Genomic DNA, 16915 nt, shown 5'->3' on the forward strand with positions numbered 1-16915 from the left:
GCCCGCCGCTGCGCGAAATCGCACAACGACGGGCACAGGCTTACTTCTTGACGCTGCATCAGCTCCGTACGGAGGCCACGGCCGCTCCCAGCGCCTCCTTGATGCGCGGCCCGAGCCGGGCGAACCCGAGCTCCTTCATCGCCGCCCGCAGCAGCTCGTCGTCACTCCGCTCGGTCCCGTCCGCGTCGAACCACGCCACCAGCGCGACCAGTTCCTCAGCGGAGTAGCCGGTGATCGGCTTACCGGGAGTCAACTCCGGCTTGACGGGCGCCGCGTCGGCAAGGGGCTCGGCAACGGCCTCGACGGCGGGCTCTGCCTCGACCTCGGGCTCGGCAGCAGGCTCTTCGACGGCCTCGGCCACGGGCTCGACGGCGGGCTCTGCCTCGACCTCGACGACCGACTCGGCAGCGACGTCCGCGACCGGCTCGGCCTCGGGCTCGGCCGCGACCACAGGCTCCTCGACGACCGCAACCTCAGCCTCAGCATCGGCGACGACGTCCGCGACCGGCTCGGCCCCGACGGCAACCTCCGGCTCGGCGACGGCCTCCACGGCCGACTCCGGCTCAGCCTCGGCGACCGGCTCGGCCTCGGGCTCCGCGGCAACCTCCGGCTCGGCAACGGCTTCCACCGCCGGCTCGACCTCAACCGCGGCGGCGGATTCCTCGGCGACCTCGGCGACCGGCTCAGCAACCGCCTCGACCTCGGCGACCGCGACCGGTTCCGGCTCGACCTCAACGACCGACTCGGCCTCAACAACCGGCTCCGTCTCGACGTCAACCGCCAGCTTTTCGGCGACCTCGGCAACCGGCTCAACAACCGCCTCAGCGACCGGCTCCGACTCGACCTCGGCGACAACCTCCGCCGAAGCCTCAGTCACCGCCTCGGCCTCAACCTCGGTGTCAGCCTGCTCGGCGACCGGCTCGGCCTCGGTGACAGCCTCCGGCTCGGCCGCAACCGCGGCGGCGGGTTCCTCAACGACCTCGGCGACCGGCTCAGCAACCGCCTCGACCCCGGCGACCGCGACCGACTCGGCCTCGGGCTCCGCGGCAACCTCCGGCTCGGCCTCGGCGACGGCCTCCGGCTCGACCTCGACCTCGACCGCCACTGCAGCAACCTCGGCGCCCTCTTCGGCGACAACCTCCGCCGGAGCCTCAGTCACCGCCTCGACCTCGGCGTCCGCCTGCTCGGCCTCGACCTCGACCTCGGCCGCCGTCTCGACGGCAGCCTCAACAACCGCCTCCGACTCGACCTCCGCAGCCGGCTCCTCGACCGCAGCCGCAGCCTCGGCCTCGACGGCCGTCTCGGCCGGGCTCTCGTCCGTCGCCTGTCGCGGCCCCGCCGCCAGTGCCGAGCGGGCGGCCTGGTGACGGTCGTAGGCGGCCAGCGCAGTGTCCTTGTCGGCCTGACGCTCCGTCAGCTCCTCCAGCAGCTCCGTCAGCCCCTGCTCGGCGAGTTCGAGGCGGAGCTGGCGGAGGGCGGAGAGGCGGTAGAGGGTGCCTTCGTCGGCGGCCAGGCGGTCGACGAGGTCGGCGAGTTCGCCCAGCGGGAGGGAGTCGAGGGCGCGCTCGGGGAGCAGCCGGGTGAGCGAGCGGACGGCGTCGGCGAGCGATTCGACGACGTTCGCGGTCTCGGTCAGCAGGGCTCCGTCCACGGGCACGGAGGGTCGCGAGGAGCCCGCCGCGGCGTCGGCCGCGAGGGCCAGCCAGTCGCGGTGGGCCACCGCCGCGGCGACCAGCGCGGCGTGCAGCTCGGCGCGGTTGGGGGCGCGGGTGCCGGCGGGGGTGAGGGCGCGGGCCTGGCTGCGGAGGGCACGGCGGCGGGCCCAGCCGAGCTTGATGCCCTCGTACTTTCGGTAGCCGCTGTTGCCGGTGGCGGCGGCGAGTTCGGGCAGGTCGTACTGGTAGGCGTCGGTGCGGAGGACGGCGGAGGTGGCGTGGACGCGCTGGAGCAGGTCCAGCAGGGTGGTGAGGCCGCCGAGGGTGTCGGGGATGCGCAGGCCGGCCTTGTCGGCGATGGCGTTGGCGGCCTTGCCGACGGCGCGGGTGTCGCGGCTGCGGAGCTCGGCGAGGACGGTGGACGCGGCGCGGGCGTCCTCGGGGCCGGTGAGGGTTTCGGCGGCTTCGAGCCAGGGGTTGGTCTCGTGGTTGAGTGTGAAGCCGCCCTGGTCGGCGAACCGGCCGAGCTCCTCACGGGTGCTCTGGCGGGTCTCGCCGTCCGTCGCGGACGCGGTCTCGGACGCGGCGTCGTCGGCGTCGTTCAGGGTGCGCACTGTCATGTGAAGTCCGGTTCGTGGCGTGTGGCGGGCAGGGGCGCGGGTGGGGTGGTTGCGGCGGCGGTGGCGTCGCGGGAGGCCAGAATACGGGTGCGCGTTCGACGCTTGCACGCACCTGACCCCGTGAATTGCCGGGCCGCGCCGGACCGGTGGCGGCGGGCCCGGGCCCGGTCGCGTGGTCCGTACGGTAGGGATCGGCACCGACAGTACGCCCTTCCCGGGTGGCGGGCGGGAGTTGGGTCGGATCACCGGCGGGCTCCGGGCGCTTCGGGGGCGAGGTGGCGCAGTTCGGCGAGGCCGACGGGGCGCTGGTAGTCGCGCAGCGGGGTGCGGTGCCACCAGGCGCCGGTGTCGCGCAGTTCTGGGCCGGTGGTGAAGCGGTAGCGGTACAGGCGGGCCCGGACGAGTGCGGGCGGAGTGTCGGGGAACGGGTTGCGGCGCAGCAGCCGCAGGGTGTCGGGGTCGTTGACGAGAAGCCGGGCGAGCAGCGGCAGGAACCAGCCGCGGGCGTAGGCGGGCGAGATCGCGGCGAACCACATCAGCCAGTCCAGGCGGAGGTGGTAGGGCGCGAACTGCCTTGGCAGTCGGCGCAGTTCTCCGGGCTTGCCGCGAAAGTGGTACTCCCGCCAGCCGTGGACGCCGTCCTGGTCGCGGGTGCCTTCGAGGACGATCTCGTGGCGCACCCGGTTGACGGAGCCGAACGCGCCGTAGGTGTTGACGAGGTGGAGCGGGTCGAAGGAGCGGTTCATCTGCTGCCGGGGGGAGAGCAGGTTGCGGACGGGCTGCCAGGAGCGGACCAGCACGAGCAGCGTGTAGGCGGCCACCAGGGCCTGGTACCAGACGGGTTGGGCGGGGTAGTGCGGGTCGGGGGCGATCGGCAGGACGCGGCGCAGGGTGCCGGTGTCGAGGGCGCCGAGGGCGAGGGCCACGGTGAGCCAGTTCAGCCACGCGAAGTTGCCGGAGGCGATCAGCCACAGCTGGGTGGCGACCATCAGCAGGGCGGCGTCCGAGGCGATCGGCTGTGGGAGGAACAGGCCGAACGGGACGACGAGTTGGACGAAGTGGTTCGCTGCGGCCTCGGCCTTGTGCAGGGGCCGGGGCAGGTGGTGGAAGTACCAGCTGAACGGCCCGGGCATGGGCTGGGTCTCGTGGTGGTGGTAGAGGCAGGTGAGCTTGCGCCAGCAGGCGTCGCCGCGCCATTTGATCAGTCCGGCGCCGAACTCGACGCGGAACAGCAGCCAGCGCAGCAGCCACATGCCGAGGACGGGCGGCGCGGTGTCGGCATTGCCGAGGAACACGGCGAGGGCGCCGGCTTCCAGCAGCAGGGATTCCCACCCGAAGGCGTACCAGGTCTGCCCGACGTTGACGATCGACAGGTAGAGCGCCCAGGCGAGCGCCCAGAGGGCCATCGCGGCGGCGAGCGGAACCCGGTCGGCGAGGCCGGCGAGCAGGGCGGCGGCAAGTGCGGCACCGGTCCAGGCCACGGTGGCGTAGAGGCGGTCGCTGTAGTGCCAGTGGAACAGGCTCGGGGCGTGCCGCAGCGGGACGCGGGCGACGAAGCGCGGGATCGGGAGCAGGCCGCGGGTGCCGAGCAGGGCGCGGAACTGGCGTGCGGCGGCGAGGAATCCGCACAGGTAGACGAGGGCGAGCAGGCGCAGGAACAGCTCGCGGGCGAGCCGGTACTCGGGGGCGGCGAACCATGCCATGCGGCCGCTCCTCGGGTCGGCTGCGCTCGGGCCGCCACCATGCCTACCATCCGCGGCGGCCGGGGCGGGGCCGGTTGGGGGTCCGGTGGTGCGCCGGTTCATCCGGTCGGCCCTGCCCGGCGTGCGCGATCGGGCTTCTGCCCGTATCGGCCGGTGAAACCCCCTGCCGGTCGCGGGCGGAGTGTGGTGTCATTCCGCCGAACCCTGTCAGGAGCAAGAGAAGGAGACGCCCATGTCCGCCACCTCTCCGCAGTCCGCCGCCGAACCCGACTGTCCGCCCACCGACGGCTCGCCCGGCCCCGGCGACCGCCCGGCCGGGCTGGGGGCTGCGGTCTGGGCGGCGCTCGGCATCGTGTACGTGGTGTGGGGGTCGACCTATCTGGCGATCCGGGTGGTGGTGGAGACCATGCCGTCGCTGCTGTCCGGCGCGCTGCGGTTCGCCGCCGCCGGGCTGCTGCTGGCGGTGGGGCTGGCGGCCCGCCGCGGGATCGGGGTGCTGCGGGTGACGTGGCGTCAGTTCGCCTCCGCCGCACTGGTGGGCGTGCTGCTGCTGACCGGCGGCAACGGCATGGTGGTGCTCGCGGAGAAGACCGTCCCGTCGGGGCTGGCGGCGCTGATGGTGGCGAGCGTGCCGCTGTGGGTGGTGCTGCTGCGCCGGGCGTTCGGGACCAGGACCGACCCGGCCACGCTGGCGGGCGTGCTGCTCGGCCTGGTGGGCCTGGCGGTGCTGACCGCGCCGGGCCTGACCGGCCAGGTGGGGCTGACCGGCCTGGTGCTGGTGGTCATCGGCGCGGTGGTGTGGGCGCTCGGCTCGGTGCTGGCCGGCCGACTGCCGCTGCCGGCCGACCCGTTCGTGGCGAGCGTGTACGAGATGCTGGCGGGTGCGGTGGGCGCGCTCGCGCTGTCGTTCCTGCGGGGCGAGCCGGGCGACTTCGACCCGGCGGCGGTGTCCACGGCGTCCTGGGTGGGGCTGGGGTACCTGGTGCTGTTCGGCTCGATCGTCGCGTTCACGTCTTATGCCTGGCTGTTGCAGCGCGCACCGCTGCCGCTGGTCGCCACCTACGCGTACGTCAACCCGGTGGTGGCCGTGTTCCTCGGCTGGCTGCTCCTCTCCGAGGCCCTGACCTGGCCGATCATGCTCGGCGGCGCGATAGTCGTCGGCGGGGTGTTCCTGGTGGCTCGCAACGCCCGCTGAACGCGGCACGGACCGACCTCGCCCGATGCCTTCAAGAAGGTAACGACTTGCCTCACCCTCCCCGGGCGATGATTTACTTCTTGACGACACATGACGGGTGGGCTTGACTCCCCTTCACTCTCGCCGCAAGGACGCGGCGCTCTCAGGGAGGCACCACCCACCATGAATTCGATGACGCGTCGACTCGTCATCGGCACGGCCGCCGTGTCGATGACGCTGTCGCTTGCCGCCTGCGGGGGCGGCAAGAACACGTCCTCGGGCAACCAGGCGATCGGCCTGCTGCTGCCCGAACGCGCTTCCTCCACCCGGTACGAGGCGTTCGACAAGCCACTGATCGAGACCGCCGTCACCGGCCTGTGCACCAAGTGCACCATCGACTACGCCAACGCCGACGGCGACGAGAAGGCGCAGAAGCAGCAGTTCGACGCGCTGCTCGCCCGCGGCGTCAAGGTGATCCTGCTCGACCCGGTGAACGCCGCCGTCACCGCGCCGTGGGTGGACGAGGCCACCAAGAAGGGCACCAAGGTCATCGCGTACGACCGGCTGGCCGCCGGCAACGTCGCCGCGTACATCTCCTTCGACAACAAGCGCACCGGCGAGCTGCAGGGCCAGGCCCTGCTGGACGCGCTCGGCGGCCGGGCGGCCGGCGCCGAGATCGTGATGATCAACGGCGCGGAGACCGACCCGAACGCCGCCGACTTCAAGGCCGGCGCGCACCACGCGCTGGACGGCAAGGTCAAGCGGGTCGCCTACGAGCAGTCCGGCGAGTGGAAGCCCGAGGTGGCCGCCGCCAAGGTCGGCGAGGCGATCAACAAGCTCGGGAAGAACGGCTTCCAGGCCGTCTACTCCGCCAACGACGGCATGGCCGGCGCGATCATCGACGAGCTGCACAAGGCCGGACGCACCGACGTCCCGGTCGGCGGGCAGGACGCCTCGCTGGACGCCGTCCGCCGGGTCCTCACCGGCGAGCAGGCCTACACCATCTACAAGCCGTACCAGCCGGAGGCCGAGGCCGCCGCCAACATGGCGGTCTACCTGGTCAAGGGCATCGACGTCACTTCGGTGGCCGCCACCATCACCGACTCGAACGGCAGCCAGATCCCGTCCATGCTGCTCAGCCCGGTGGTCGTCACCAAGGCGAAGGTCGCCGAGACCATCGTCGCGGCCGGACTGTACAAGGCCGAGGAGATCTGCACCCCGCAGTACGCGCAGGCCTGCCGGGCCGCGAACATACCCGGCGCCTACTGACCGGGACGGGCCGCGCGACGCCGCTGTGCGGGGGTGTCCCGCGGCCCGGTCCCGCTCGGCCCGCTCTCCGGTAGGCGCCCCGGCGGCGGCCGCGAGAGGTCACAGGACGGCGGCGAACCGGGGGCCCGGTACCCAAGCGTCCGTTCGCCGTGGTCCACTGGGCACCTTGCCGAGCGAGGGGAGCGTGCGACATGATCCTGGACCTTGACCTGCAGACCGACTACTTCCGGGCTGCCGACGAGACGGCCGTGCGAACGGTGATGGCCGACAAGGAAGGGAAGCCCGCGGAGGCGTTCGAATCCGTGCGGGCCAAGCGGATCGATCCGACCACCGTGCTGCGCCGACTGGTGGCCGCCGTGGAGACCAAGGAGTTCGAGGCCGGCGGCGCGCCGGACCGCTCGATCTGGCCGACCGGGCCGCAGCCCTGGGTGACGGAGGAGGGGTCGATCACCGAGGTCGACCGGGAGGACCCGTGGATGACCGGGCCCTGGGTGGTGGAACTGCCCGACGAGACCCGCGACATCCTCGCCACCATCGAGCGCAAGCGACTGCCCGAACTCGCGGCCCGCTGGGCCCGCGCCGAGGAGCTCCGGCCGCTGGCGACCGCCGAACTCGTCCAGCTGATCCACCGCCTGGGCGTCCTGGCCCGCCGTGCCCAGAAGGCCCAGCAGCACCTGTACTGCGCCCTCTCCGGCTGACTGCGCCTGTCCGAACTCGAGTTCTTCCGCGCCCCGAACACCGCCGCCGTCCTCACCACCCTCGGCGGCGGCCCCGCGCTGCCCGCCTTCGACGGCCTGCGCGCGCGCCTCACCGACCCGGTCGACGTCCTGCTGCTGATGGAGGAGCTGGTCGTCGACGGGCCGGACCCGTCGCTGATCACCGGTCTCACCTGGCCGGAGCTCGACCCGGCCGCGTACGGCTGCTTCCTGTCCAACGCGCCCCACTTCGGGGAGCCGTGGACGTACGGGATCAACCCGGCCGTCCGCGACGCGCTGGCCGCCGCGAGCCCGGCCGAGCTCGCCGCGCTGCGCCCGTACCAGGGTGTCGAACCGCCTGCCGCCGCGCTCGAACAGCTCTGCGCGATGGCCGGGTTGGCCCGCCGCGCGGTGGCGGCCGGCGAGTCGCTGTACTACCGGACGGGAACCGCCGCCTGACCCGTCGTCACGCCGTCACGGCGCGGGCCGGCCGCTCGACGCCCTCGCGCAGCCGTCGTTCGCCGAGTTCGGGCAGCAGCGCCGTGACGAGTTCGGCGGCCGGCACCGCCGGCAGGGCGTGCGCGGTGTGCTCCGGGTCGGGGGCGCCGGCCCGCAGCACCGTCAGGTGGCGGCGCCAGAACCGGTACGCGCCGATCCGGTAGCGGGCGCCCGGCGCGGCGGTCTCCGACATCGGCACCAGCGCCAGGTGCGGCGGCAGGTGGTCTAGGTACGCCGCGACGAACGCGGCTGCGCGCTCCTGCGCCGGCCCGCCCGGACCGAGCGGCGGCGGCCGTGCAGGATCCCGTCCTGGAGTTCGCGCTCGCGGGCGTCCAGCAGCGCCACCGCCGCCCCCGAACTGTCGCCGAAGCGCCGGAACGGCGTGCCCTTGCCGACGCCCGCGGCCGTCGCCGCCTGGTCCATCGGGACCACGTCCACGCCGTGCTCGGCGAACAGCCGGGCGGCGGCCGCCGGCACCGCGGCACGGTTGCGGGCGGCGTCGGCGCGCTCCTTGGGCGGCGGGGTCCGCAGCAGCTCCAACGGGATCGCCGAACTCTCGCCTCCCCGTCGAGGCCGCCCGACCCCTGCCGCTGAGCCGCTCAGCGCCCGCCCGCCGTGCGCTGGGTGACGGCGATGCAGGCGACGACCGCCAGGGCAGTCGGGACGGCGAGGGCCGGGAGCGGCTCGGCGAGCAGCAGCACGGCCCAGCAGATCGTCAACAGGGGCTGGGCGAGCTGGAGCTGGCTGGCCCGGGGGACGCCGATCGCGGCCATGCCGCGGTACCAGACCACGAAGCCGAGGAACTGCGAGACCACGCCGAGGTAGGCCAGCCCGGTGACGCCGCGAAAGGTCCAGTGGACGGGTTCGGCGGCCAGGCCGAGGGCGGCGGTGACGGCGGTGACGGGGAGGGCGGCGACCAGGCTCCAGGCGATCACCTGCCAGCCGGGCAGGGTGCGGGCCAGCCGGCCACCGTCCGCGTAGCCGACGGCGCAGATCAGCAGGCCGACGAAGAGGTACAGGTCGGCGGTGGCCAGTCCCGCGCCGTGACTCTGCCGGACGGTGAAGGCCAGCACCGCGAGCGCCCCGACGAACGCGGCGAGCCAGAAGGCGCGGGGCAGTCGGGCCCCGGCGCGGCGGGCGGCGACCGCGGCGGTGGCCAGCGGCAGCAGGCCGATCACCACGGCGGAGTGCGCGGTGGAGGCCTGCTGCAGGGCGAAGGTGGACAGCAGCGGGAACCCGACCACGCAGCCCGCCACCACGGCGGCCAGGCCCGGCCAGGCGGACCGCGGCGGCATCCGGGCGCCGGCCGCCGCCAGGCAGGCCGCGGCGAGCAGTCCGGCCAGGACTCCGCGCAGTCCGGTGAGCGTCCAGGGCCCGAAGCCCCGCAGGGCCCACGTCATGGCGGGGAAGGTGAAGGAGAAGGCGAGCGTCCCCAGCGCGGCCTGGACGGTTCCGGTGACTGCTACTGACAGTGGGGCGATAGCGCTATTCTGTGCTGACATACAGGACGGTAGCAGTTGCCCTCAGGTGATCGGAAGGTCTGTCAATGACCGTGCAGGAGCTGACGGACGCCCTGCGCAGCACGGTGTTGCGCTACTCGCCGGGTGAGCGGATTCCCAGTAGCAGAGAGCTGGTGGAGCGCTACCGGGTCAGTCCGGTCTCGGTGTCCCGGGCGATCCGCGAGCTGGTCGCGGAGGGCGTGGTGGTGGCACGTCCGGGCGCGGGGGTGTTCCGGGCCGAGCCGCGGCCCGCTTCTCTCCCGCAGGGCGACTTCTCCTGGCAGGAGGTGGCGCTCAGTGCGGAGGCGGGTGCGCCGCCCGCCCGGACGGTGGACGCCGCGGGGGTGCTGACGGCGCTCGCGCTGGCCCCGCCGGAGGTGATCGACCTGAACAGCGGCTACCCGCACGCGTCGCTGCTGCCCGAGCGGGCACTCGCCGGTGCGCTGTCCCGGGCGGGCCGCCGCCCCGGCGCGTGGGGGCGTCCGCCGCTGGAGGGCCTGCCGGAGCTGCGCGGCTGGTTCGCCCGGGAGGTCGGCGGGGGCGTCACCGCGGCCGAGGTGCTGATCACCGCCGGCGGCCAGAGCGCGCTGACCACGGCGCTGCGTTCGCTGGCCCCGCCCGGTGCGCCGGTGCTGGTCGAATCCCCCACCTATCCGGGCCTGTTGGCGATCGCCCGGGCCGCCGGGCTGCGTCCGGTGCCGGTTCCGGTGGACGAGGACGGGGTGCGTCCCGAGCGGTTGGCGGAGGCGTTCGCGGTGTCCGGCGCCCGGCTGTTCGTCTGCCAGCCGCTGTTCCAGAACCCGACCGGCGCGGTGCTCGGCGCGGAGCGGCGGCGGGCCGTGCTGGCCGCCGCGAAGCGCGCCGGGGCGTTCGTGGTGGAGGACGACTTCGCCCGGCTGCTGGCCCACACCGACGCCCCCGAACTGCCGCCGCCGCTGGCCGCCGACGACCCCGACGGCACCGTGGTGCACGTGCGCTCGCTCACCAAGGCGGCCTCGCCGAGCCTGCGGGTGGGGGCGCTGGTGGCCCGCGGCCCGGCGCTGGCCCGGCTGCGCGCCGTCCAGACGGTGGACTCCTTCTTCGTCCCGCGTCCGCTCCAGGAAGCCGCCCTGGAGCTCGTCACCTCCGCCGACTGGCCGCGCCACCTGCGGGCGCTGGGGCGGGAGTTGACCGTCCGCCGGCAGCTGTTCGCCGCCGCCCTGGCCGACCGCGCCCCGACCCTGCTGCCCGCCCGGCTCCCGTACGGCGGCTTCCACCTGTGGCTGCCGCTGCCCGCTCACATCGACCCGGCCGCTTTCGCCGCCGCCGCGCTGCGCCACGGCGTCGCCGTCACCCACGGCACGGGCTACTTCACCGCGGAACCGGCCCCGCGGGTCCGGGTGGGCTGGGCCGGAGCCGAGAACCATGCCCAACTGGCGGACGCCGCCCACCGGTTGGCCGCCGCGTCGGCATCACTCGGCGGATAGCTTCGCCCGGTCGGCCTCGACGGCGGCCTCCCCGGGGTGCGCCGGAGGGACGTCGAGGACGGCCGGCCGGCGGGCCGCTGTCCGGCGGACCGCCGGCACGGACAGCGCCGCCCAATGGTCGGGCAGCAGGCTCCCGGTCACGCCCGAGGCCCACCACCGGCCGAGCAGGATCCGCCGGCGCATCCGGATGTCGAGCACCGGGATCAGCCGGCCGGCGGTGGTCCGGCCCGGCCGGAGCGGCCGGCTGCCGGATGCGAGCGCCTCGGCGTTGCGCCAGCACCTGCGCGCCCACACCGCGCCCGCCACGGCGAACAGCAGACCGGAGAACTCGGGCAGGCGTCCGACCTCCGGGGACACGTCCCCGACCGGGGCTGCGACGACCGGCCACAGCCCGCCTGGAGCACGATCGGCGGCCGGAGGCCGAGCGCGGGCTCCTTCGGGTCGGCGGACGCGGTCGGCCGGTCCATCTGCGCCCTTGCAGGCGAGTGAATCGCCGGAGACCGGCAGACCGGCAGACCGGCAGACCGGACGGATCGTCAGTGCGCGAATTCCAGCAACGCGATGCCGGTCAGCACCGTGGCGCTGGCGGCCAGGCGCAGCGTGCCGAGGCGTTCGCGCAGGACGAGGGTGCCGATCAGGGCGGCGATCACGATGGAGGTCTCGCGCAGCGCGGCGATGGTGGGCAGGTCGCCGACGGTCTGCGCCCACACCACCAGGCCGTACGCGGTGAGCGACATCAGGCCGCCGGCCATCGCGGCAGCACGGCCCTCGCGCAGCGCGGGCAGCAGAGCGCGGCCGCGGACGGCGAGGACGGCGGCGAGGACGGCCAGGCCCTGCAGGAGGAACATCCAGGCGATGTAACCGGCGGTGGAGGCGGCGGCGCGCACCCCGCTCCCGTCCACCACGGTGTAGCCGGCGATCAGCACGCCGGTGCCGAGCGCGGCGGCCAGCGCCGGAAGTTGGTCGCGGCGCGGCCACCCGCCGACCAGGGCGAGTCCGGCCAGGCCGAGCGAGATCACCGCGACGGCGGCGACCTGCCCCACCGGCAGCGGGTGGTGCAGGACGGTCGCGGCGAGCAGGGCGACCACCGCCGGGGAGGTGCCGCGGGCGATCGGGTACATCTGGCCGAAGTCGCCGAGCCGGTAGGCCCGGGCCAGCAGCAGCTGATACCCGAGCTGCAGGGCGGTCGAGGCCAGCAGGTACGGCACGGCGCGGGCGCCCGGCAGCGGCACGACCAGCGCGAAGACCGCGCCGAATGCCGCGAACACCACGTTCATCAGCGCCACCCCGGCCAACCGGTCGCGCACCCCGTGCACCAGCGCGTTCCACACCGCGTGCAGCAGTGCGGCCGCCAACACCACGAACGGCACGGCGTTCTGGCTCACCGGCGTCTCCCTCCGACAGCTCCCCGACCATCCACTTGTACAGACAACTTAGCGTGCGGCCGTCACCCGTCCACCACCGCCCCGGTGGCCCGCCCGCGCGGGGCCGGGCGAGACTGGACGGGTGCCCGAACTCCCCGAAGTACAGGCGCTCGCCGAGCGGCTGACCGCCGCCTGCGCCGGACGCGTCCTGGAGCGTGTGGACGTGCTGTCGATCCAGGCGCTGAAGACCGTCGACCCGCCGGTTCAGTCGCTCACCGGACGGGCCGTCAGCGGGGTTTCCCGCCACGGCAAGTTCCTCGACCTGGCCACCGACGGCGGCCCGCACCTGGTGGTGCACCTGGCCCGGGCCGGCTGGGTGCACCGGCGGGAGTCCTTCCCCGCCAAACCGCCGAGCCGGCGCGGCCCACTCGCACTGCGGCTGGTGCTGGACGACGGCAGCGGCTTCGACCTCACCGAGCAGGGCACCACCAAGCGCCTCGCCGCCCACGTGGTGACGGACCCTCAGCAGGTCCCCGGCATCGCCCGCCTGGGCGTCGACGCGCTCGCCGTCACCCCCGAGCAGCTGACCGCGCTGACCGCCGGGGCCCGGCAGCGGCTGAAGACCTTCCTGACCGACCAGACCGTCCTGGCCGGCATCGGCAACGCGTACTCCGACGAGATCCTGCACACCGCCAGGCTCTCCCCGTACGCACTGGCGGCCTCGCTGGACGCCGAGCAGTTGGCCCGGCTGTACGCCGCCGTCCGGCACGAACTGGGCGGCGCGCTGGAGCAGTTGCGGGCGGCGCCGGCCGGCGGGCTGAAGTCGGAGAAGAAGGCCGGCCTCGCGGTGCACGGCCGGGCCGGCGAGAGCTGCCCGGTGTGCGGGGACACCGTGCGCTCGGTGAACTTCGCCGACTCCTCGCTCCAGTACTGCCCGACCTGCCAGACCGGCGGGCGGGTGCTGGCCGACCGCCGACTGTCCCGGCTGCTCAAGTAGCAACCCCGCCCCGATCGAAGCTTACGTGATCGAAGCTGCGCGAATCTGGCTATGATCAAGCAGCTTCGATCAGCAGACCGACCGTATCCAAGTCCCTGGGGGCGTCCACCGTGATCCTCACCGTCACACCCAACCCGGCGCTGGACGTCACCTACACCGTCCCCCACTTCCGCCCGCACACCAGCCACCGGGTCACCGGTATCGCCGCCCAGGCCGGCGGCAAGGGCGTCAACGTGGCCCGGGTGCTCACCGCGCTCGGCCGTCCGGCCCGCTGCGTCCTGCCGCTCGGCGGCCCCACCGGCGAGGCGGTGCGCACCGAACTCGCCGCCGCCGGACTCGACCACGCCGCCGTCCCGATCGCCGGCGACACCCGCCGCACCGTCGCCGTGGTCGACACCGCCGACGCCACCATGTTCAACGAGCCCGGCCCGGCGCTCGCCCCTGCCGAGTGGGACGCACTGCTCGCCGAGACCGAACGCCACCTCCCGCAGGCCGCCGTCCTGGTCCTCTCCGGCAGCCTCCCGCCCGGCGCCCCCGCCGACGGCTACGCCCAACTCGTGACCCTGGGACGCGGGTTCGACGTCCCCGTGGTGCTCGACGCGGACGGCCCCGCACTGCTCGCCGCACTGCCCGCCCGCCCCACCGCGGTCAAGCCGAACGCCGCCGAACTCACCGCCGCCACCGGTCTGCCCGACCCGCACGACGCCGCCCGGACCCTGCTGCGCCGCGGCGCCGAGTCCGTCCTCGCCTCGCTCGGCCCCGACGGCCTGCTCGCCGTCGACGCCCACGGCTCGTGGCGCTGCGCCCCGCCCGCCGCCGTCACCGGCAACCCCACCGGCGCGGGCGACTCCGCCGTCGCGGCCCTCGCCGCCGGCCTGTCCGGCAACGCCGGCTGGTCCGCGATCCTCCCCGACGCGGTGGCGCTGTCCGCCGCCACCGTCCTGCACCCCCGGGCCGGCCACTTCGACGACGACGCCTACCGCCGCCTCCGCCACTCCCTCACCGCCGCCCGCCTCGGCGCGGCCTCCCCCTCCGGCTGGTGACTCCCCGTCCCCACCCGCCGGTTGACCGGAGCCGGAGGGCGGGCCGTACGCTGACCACCGTGGCCCACGGGAGACGCCGCTGACGGGAGGTCGGGAACGTGGGCGTTGCGGCGCTGGGAGTGGTGGTACTGCTCGGGGCGACCGTGCAGCGGCTGTCCGGGATGGGGTTCGCGCTGATCGCCGCGCCGGTGCTGGTCCTGGTGCTCGGCCCGGCCGGCGGCGTGGGGCTGGCGAACTGCGCCTCGGGGATGATCAGCGTGCTCGGGCTGGCCGTCGGCTGGCGAGGGGTGCGGGCCGGACGGATGGTGCCGCTGGTGCTGGCCGCCGCACTCACCGTGCCGCTCGGCGCCCGGCTGGCGACGGTCGCGCCCGAGGCGGTGCTGCTGGTCGCGATCGGCACGGTGGTCAGCGCGGTGTCCGTGGTGGTGATGCTCGGCGTCCGGGCGGCGGCGCTGCGCGGAGTGCCCGGGGCGGTGGTGGCGGGCGCCGCCGGCGGACTGCTGAACGCGGCCGCGGGCGTCGGCGGCCCGCCGGTGTCGCTGTACGCGGCGAACTGCGGCTGGTCGGCCCGCGAATTCCTGCCCAACGCCCAGTTCTTCGGCCTCGCGGTGAACGTCATGTCGCTGAGCGCAAAGGGCCTGCCGGCCCTGTCCGCCCCGCAGTGGACGGTCGCGGCCTGCGCCGTCGCCGTCGGCACCGTCGCCGGCCACCTGATGGCCGGCCGCGTCCCGGACCGCCCCGTCCGCCGACTGGTCCTCGGACTGGCCCTGGCCGGCGGCCTGCTCACCCTGTTCAGGGGCCTGGCCGCCGGACTCTGACGCCGGTCCGATTCGCCCGCCGGCGCCGGCTCGCCCACCATGCCGGCCCCGAATCCCGCGCCGGGAACAGCTGCCGGAACAACTCGCTTTCCGGCTCGGCTTTTTGACGCTGCATATCGTCGACTTCCGCCGCTCCGCCCACTCGACCGCGACAGCCGACGTTCACTCGGACGGCGTATTGGGCGGAATGGTTCGAGCACAATACATTGGATTTCGACGACGCCGACGCGGCGTCCGGCACCGGGCGCATTCGCCGTCCCGACCCGTCAGGACCGACTCACCGACAAATCCGGCGACCTCCCGTACGGCCGCCGATGAGGACCGCCGATTCCACCGGCCGTCCGACGGACTCCTTTCCGGGGAATCGCACCGCCCCGACGAACACCCCTCCTTCGGGCACGGCCTGCGAAGGCCGTACGAGCTGCGCCCCGGCACACCATTCACTCGGGAGGAACCATGAACGCCGCCGCCAGCTGGGACGACATCCTGGTCCGGGACAACTTCCAGGACATGGGGCAGACGCCCACCGCCGACCCGGTCTGGGAGTCCCCGGACATCATCCCCTTCGGCAGCGACATCCTCGACTTCGATCTGCTGGAGTCCAGCTACAGCGGGCCCGACCTCGGGCTGCGCCACCCCATCGTGCAGGGGCAGCTCAACCGCATCTACGTCCGCGGGAAGAACCAGCGGACCGGCTGCCCCACCTCCGGCGACGTCAGGCTCTACTTCGCCCCCGGCGGACTGCTGCTGGATCCGCGGGCCTGGACCCCGATCGCCGCGGAGGGCGGCGGCACCAGCGTGCCGTTCACCGTCCGCGGCGGCTCCCGGGAGATCCCGCCCGGACGGATCTGCGTCAGCCGGTCCGCGTTCCTCTTCCCCAGCGACACGCCGCCGGGCCACTACTGCACGATCACCACCGTGGACACCCCCGCCCACCCCATGTCCGCGACGCTGCCCACCTTCGGCTCGCTCGCCGACTACCTGAACTGGGTCAGGTACAACCCCAACGTCGGCTGGCGCAACATCGACGTCATCCCGTGCCGGCGGACCAACTACGTCCTCGCCAACCTGGCCATCTGCAACCTGAACAACACCCCCACGCGATTCGTCTTCGGAATCTCCGGCACGGACCTGCCCTCCGGCACCGCGACCTTCTCCAACACCGACCAGAAGGCCCCGTTCAGCCTGACCGCACAGATCTACTCGCCCGGCACCGACGAGGGCTACACCCGCTCGATCCTCCTGCCCGCCAACTACTCCGGCACCGTCACGGTCGTGGTCCAGCTCGACCAGCCCCTCCCGTGCGACGCCCGGATCGTCCTGCGCGCCTACAACCCGGTCACCAACAACGCCGGGGCCCTCGAACGCCGGCTCGCCGTCCCCCTCACCGGCGTCCCCGAACTCGCCGACGCCCTCTTCCTCGAACTCGGCGCCTACACCTTCGTCGCCGCGGACACCGGCTCCTGACCCACCCGACCGAACTCCGCCGAGGCCGGTGCGCCCCGCCAACGGGCACACCGGCCGCCGGTCGCCCGACCGGTCGCCCCCCCAATCCCGACTGCCGCTGCCGACCAGAGCTACGTGCCCGGCCCCGCCGTCCGGCGGACCGGCCACGCGCCCGGCGCCGACCGGGTCGAACTCGCCATCGGGGAGCACGTGCTCGGCGCCGCCCGCTCCGTCCAGCTGCTGGTACGGCTGGAAGGCGAGCTGCCAGTCGGCGCCGAGCCCGGCCCGGGCCCGGTCCAGGTCGACCCGGCAGGCCTCCTGCACCAGGATCGCCCGGGCCCCGTGGTCCTTAGCCAGCGAGCGCAGCGCCTTGGCCTTCTGCTCGCCGCCGCCGTACTCGCCGCAGCCCCAGGCCGTCACCCGCACATGTTCCAGGTCGCCACCGTCACCCGGGGTCCGTCCGACCCGCCCGCGCCGATCAGCGACTGCGCACCGTGCCGCACGGCGGGCACCATCCCGAGCAGCAGCGCCGCGGCGGCCGCACCCACGACCACCCGCAGGCGGTGCCGCGGCCGCGGCACCGGAGCACTGGCGCAGTTGGGCGGCACGACTCCCCCGAGCGCTGAACGGTGACGGCGACCAGCATGACTTTGCGCCCGAACCGACCC

Annotated in this window: 17 protein-coding genes; 10 read left to right on the forward strand and 7 right to left on the reverse strand. The window is 74.2% G+C overall.

What is annotated here, in order from left to right; genetic code table 11:
• Positions 1-58: 58 nt before the first annotated feature.
• Positions 59-2275 carry a hypothetical protein gene (locus ACI1MP_RS06780; protein WP_404868020.1) on the reverse strand — a complete coding sequence of 739 codons (2217 nt, stop codon included), beginning with the start codon at positions 2273-2275 and terminating at the stop codon, positions 59-61.
• Between the two features lie 242 nt (positions 2276-2517).
• Complete coding sequence (locus tag ACI1MP_RS06785) at positions 2518-3978, reverse strand: lipase maturation factor family protein (RefSeq protein WP_380333021.1); 1461 nt, start codon at positions 3976-3978, stop codon at positions 2518-2520.
• A 232-nt stretch (positions 3979-4210) separates the two neighbouring features.
• Here ACI1MP_RS06785 and ACI1MP_RS06790 point away from each other — a divergent pair, with 232 nt between their 5' ends.
• From ACI1MP_RS06790 to ACI1MP_RS06805, 4 genes are all read left to right on the forward strand, one after another.
• Positions 4211-5173, forward strand: coding sequence for an EamA family transporter (locus ACI1MP_RS06790; protein WP_100587760.1), 963 nt, complete (start codon positions 4211-4213; stop codon positions 5171-5173).
• Positions 5174-5335: 162 nt separating this feature from the next.
• Positions 5336-6421 carry a sugar ABC transporter substrate-binding protein gene (locus tag ACI1MP_RS06795; protein ID WP_100587759.1) on the forward strand — a complete coding sequence of 362 codons (1086 nt, stop codon included), beginning with the start codon at positions 5336-5338 and terminating at the stop codon, positions 6419-6421.
• A gap of 191 nt (positions 6422-6612) precedes the next feature.
• Positions 6613-7119, forward strand: a complete 507-nt coding sequence (locus ACI1MP_RS06800; RefSeq protein ID WP_380333022.1) for a hypothetical protein — start codon at positions 6613-6615, stop codon at positions 7117-7119.
• 138 nt (positions 7120-7257) lie between these two features.
• Positions 7258-7575 (forward strand): hypothetical protein, encoded by a 318-nt coding sequence (locus ACI1MP_RS06805; protein ID WP_404868021.1) that lies wholly within the window; start codon positions 7258-7260, stop codon positions 7573-7575.
• A 7-nt stretch (positions 7576-7582) separates the two neighbouring features.
• On the opposite strand, the gene ACI1MP_RS06810 is transcribed toward ACI1MP_RS06805, so the two are convergent.
• From ACI1MP_RS06810 to ACI1MP_RS06820, 3 genes are read right to left on the reverse strand one after another with little or no spacing between them, the layout of a single operon-like run.
• Entirely contained in the window at positions 7583-7807 is a 225-nt protein-coding gene (locus tag ACI1MP_RS06810; RefSeq protein WP_404868022.1) for a hypothetical protein, read from the reverse strand.
• Positions 7808-7839: 32 nt separating this feature from the next.
• The gene (locus tag ACI1MP_RS06815) at positions 7840-8154 is read right to left on the reverse strand and encodes a TetR/AcrR family transcriptional regulator (protein WP_404868023.1); all 315 of its coding nucleotides are present in this window, start codon (positions 8152-8154) and stop codon (positions 7840-7842) included.
• A 59-nt stretch (positions 8155-8213) separates the two neighbouring features.
• Positions 8214-9116 carry a DMT family transporter gene (locus tag ACI1MP_RS06820; protein WP_404868024.1) on the reverse strand — a complete coding sequence of 301 codons (903 nt, stop codon included), beginning with the start codon at positions 9114-9116 and terminating at the stop codon, positions 8214-8216.
• Positions 9117-9160: 44 nt separating this feature from the next.
• Between ACI1MP_RS06820 and ACI1MP_RS06825 the strand changes: the two genes are divergently transcribed.
• Positions 9161-10579: a PLP-dependent aminotransferase family protein gene (locus tag ACI1MP_RS06825; protein WP_404868025.1), complete on the forward strand. Its 1419-nt coding sequence runs from the start codon at positions 9161-9163 to the stop codon at positions 10577-10579.
• Here ACI1MP_RS06825 and ACI1MP_RS06830 read toward each other — a convergent pair.
• Both ACI1MP_RS06830 and ACI1MP_RS06835 read right to left on the reverse strand, forming a co-directional pair.
• Positions 10565-10936, reverse strand: coding sequence for a hypothetical protein (locus tag ACI1MP_RS06830; RefSeq protein WP_404868026.1), 372 nt, complete (start codon positions 10934-10936; stop codon positions 10565-10567). The two genes, ACI1MP_RS06825 and ACI1MP_RS06830, sit on opposite strands and share 15 nt — an antisense overlap.
• A 179-nt stretch (positions 10937-11115) precedes the next feature.
• Positions 11116-11964, reverse strand: coding sequence for an EamA family transporter (locus ACI1MP_RS06835; RefSeq protein ID WP_380333028.1), 849 nt, complete (start codon positions 11962-11964; stop codon positions 11116-11118).
• A 121-nt stretch (positions 11965-12085) separates the two neighbouring features.
• Between ACI1MP_RS06835 and ACI1MP_RS06840 the strand changes: the two genes are divergently transcribed.
• From ACI1MP_RS06840 to ACI1MP_RS06860, 5 genes are all read left to right on the forward strand, one after another.
• A complete protein-coding gene (locus tag ACI1MP_RS06840; protein ID WP_404868027.1) occupies positions 12086-12940 on the forward strand; it encodes an Fpg/Nei family DNA glycosylase in 855 nt (284 codons plus the stop codon).
• Between the two features lie 110 nt (positions 12941-13050).
• Positions 13051-13983, forward strand: a complete 933-nt coding sequence (locus ACI1MP_RS06845; protein ID WP_404868028.1) for a 1-phosphofructokinase family hexose kinase — start codon at positions 13051-13053, stop codon at positions 13981-13983.
• Between the two features lie 98 nt (positions 13984-14081).
• Positions 14082-14801: a TSUP family transporter gene (locus tag ACI1MP_RS06850; RefSeq protein WP_404868029.1), complete on the forward strand. Its 720-nt coding sequence runs from the start codon at positions 14082-14084 to the stop codon at positions 14799-14801.
• Between the two features lie 456 nt (positions 14802-15257).
• On the forward strand, positions 15258-16268 hold the full coding sequence (locus ACI1MP_RS06855) for a hypothetical protein (protein ID WP_404868030.1): 1011 nt from the start codon (positions 15258-15260) through the stop codon (positions 16266-16268).
• Positions 16269-16382: 114 nt separating this feature from the next.
• The gene (locus ACI1MP_RS06860) at positions 16383-16880 is read left to right on the forward strand and encodes a hypothetical protein (protein WP_404868031.1); all 498 of its coding nucleotides are present in this window, start codon (positions 16383-16385) and stop codon (positions 16878-16880) included.
• Positions 16881-16915: the final 35 nt, after the last annotated feature.

Source organism: Kitasatospora griseola, from assembly GCF_044999035.1.
GTDB lineage: Bacteria > Actinomycetota > Actinomycetes > Streptomycetales > Streptomycetaceae > Kitasatospora > Kitasatospora griseola.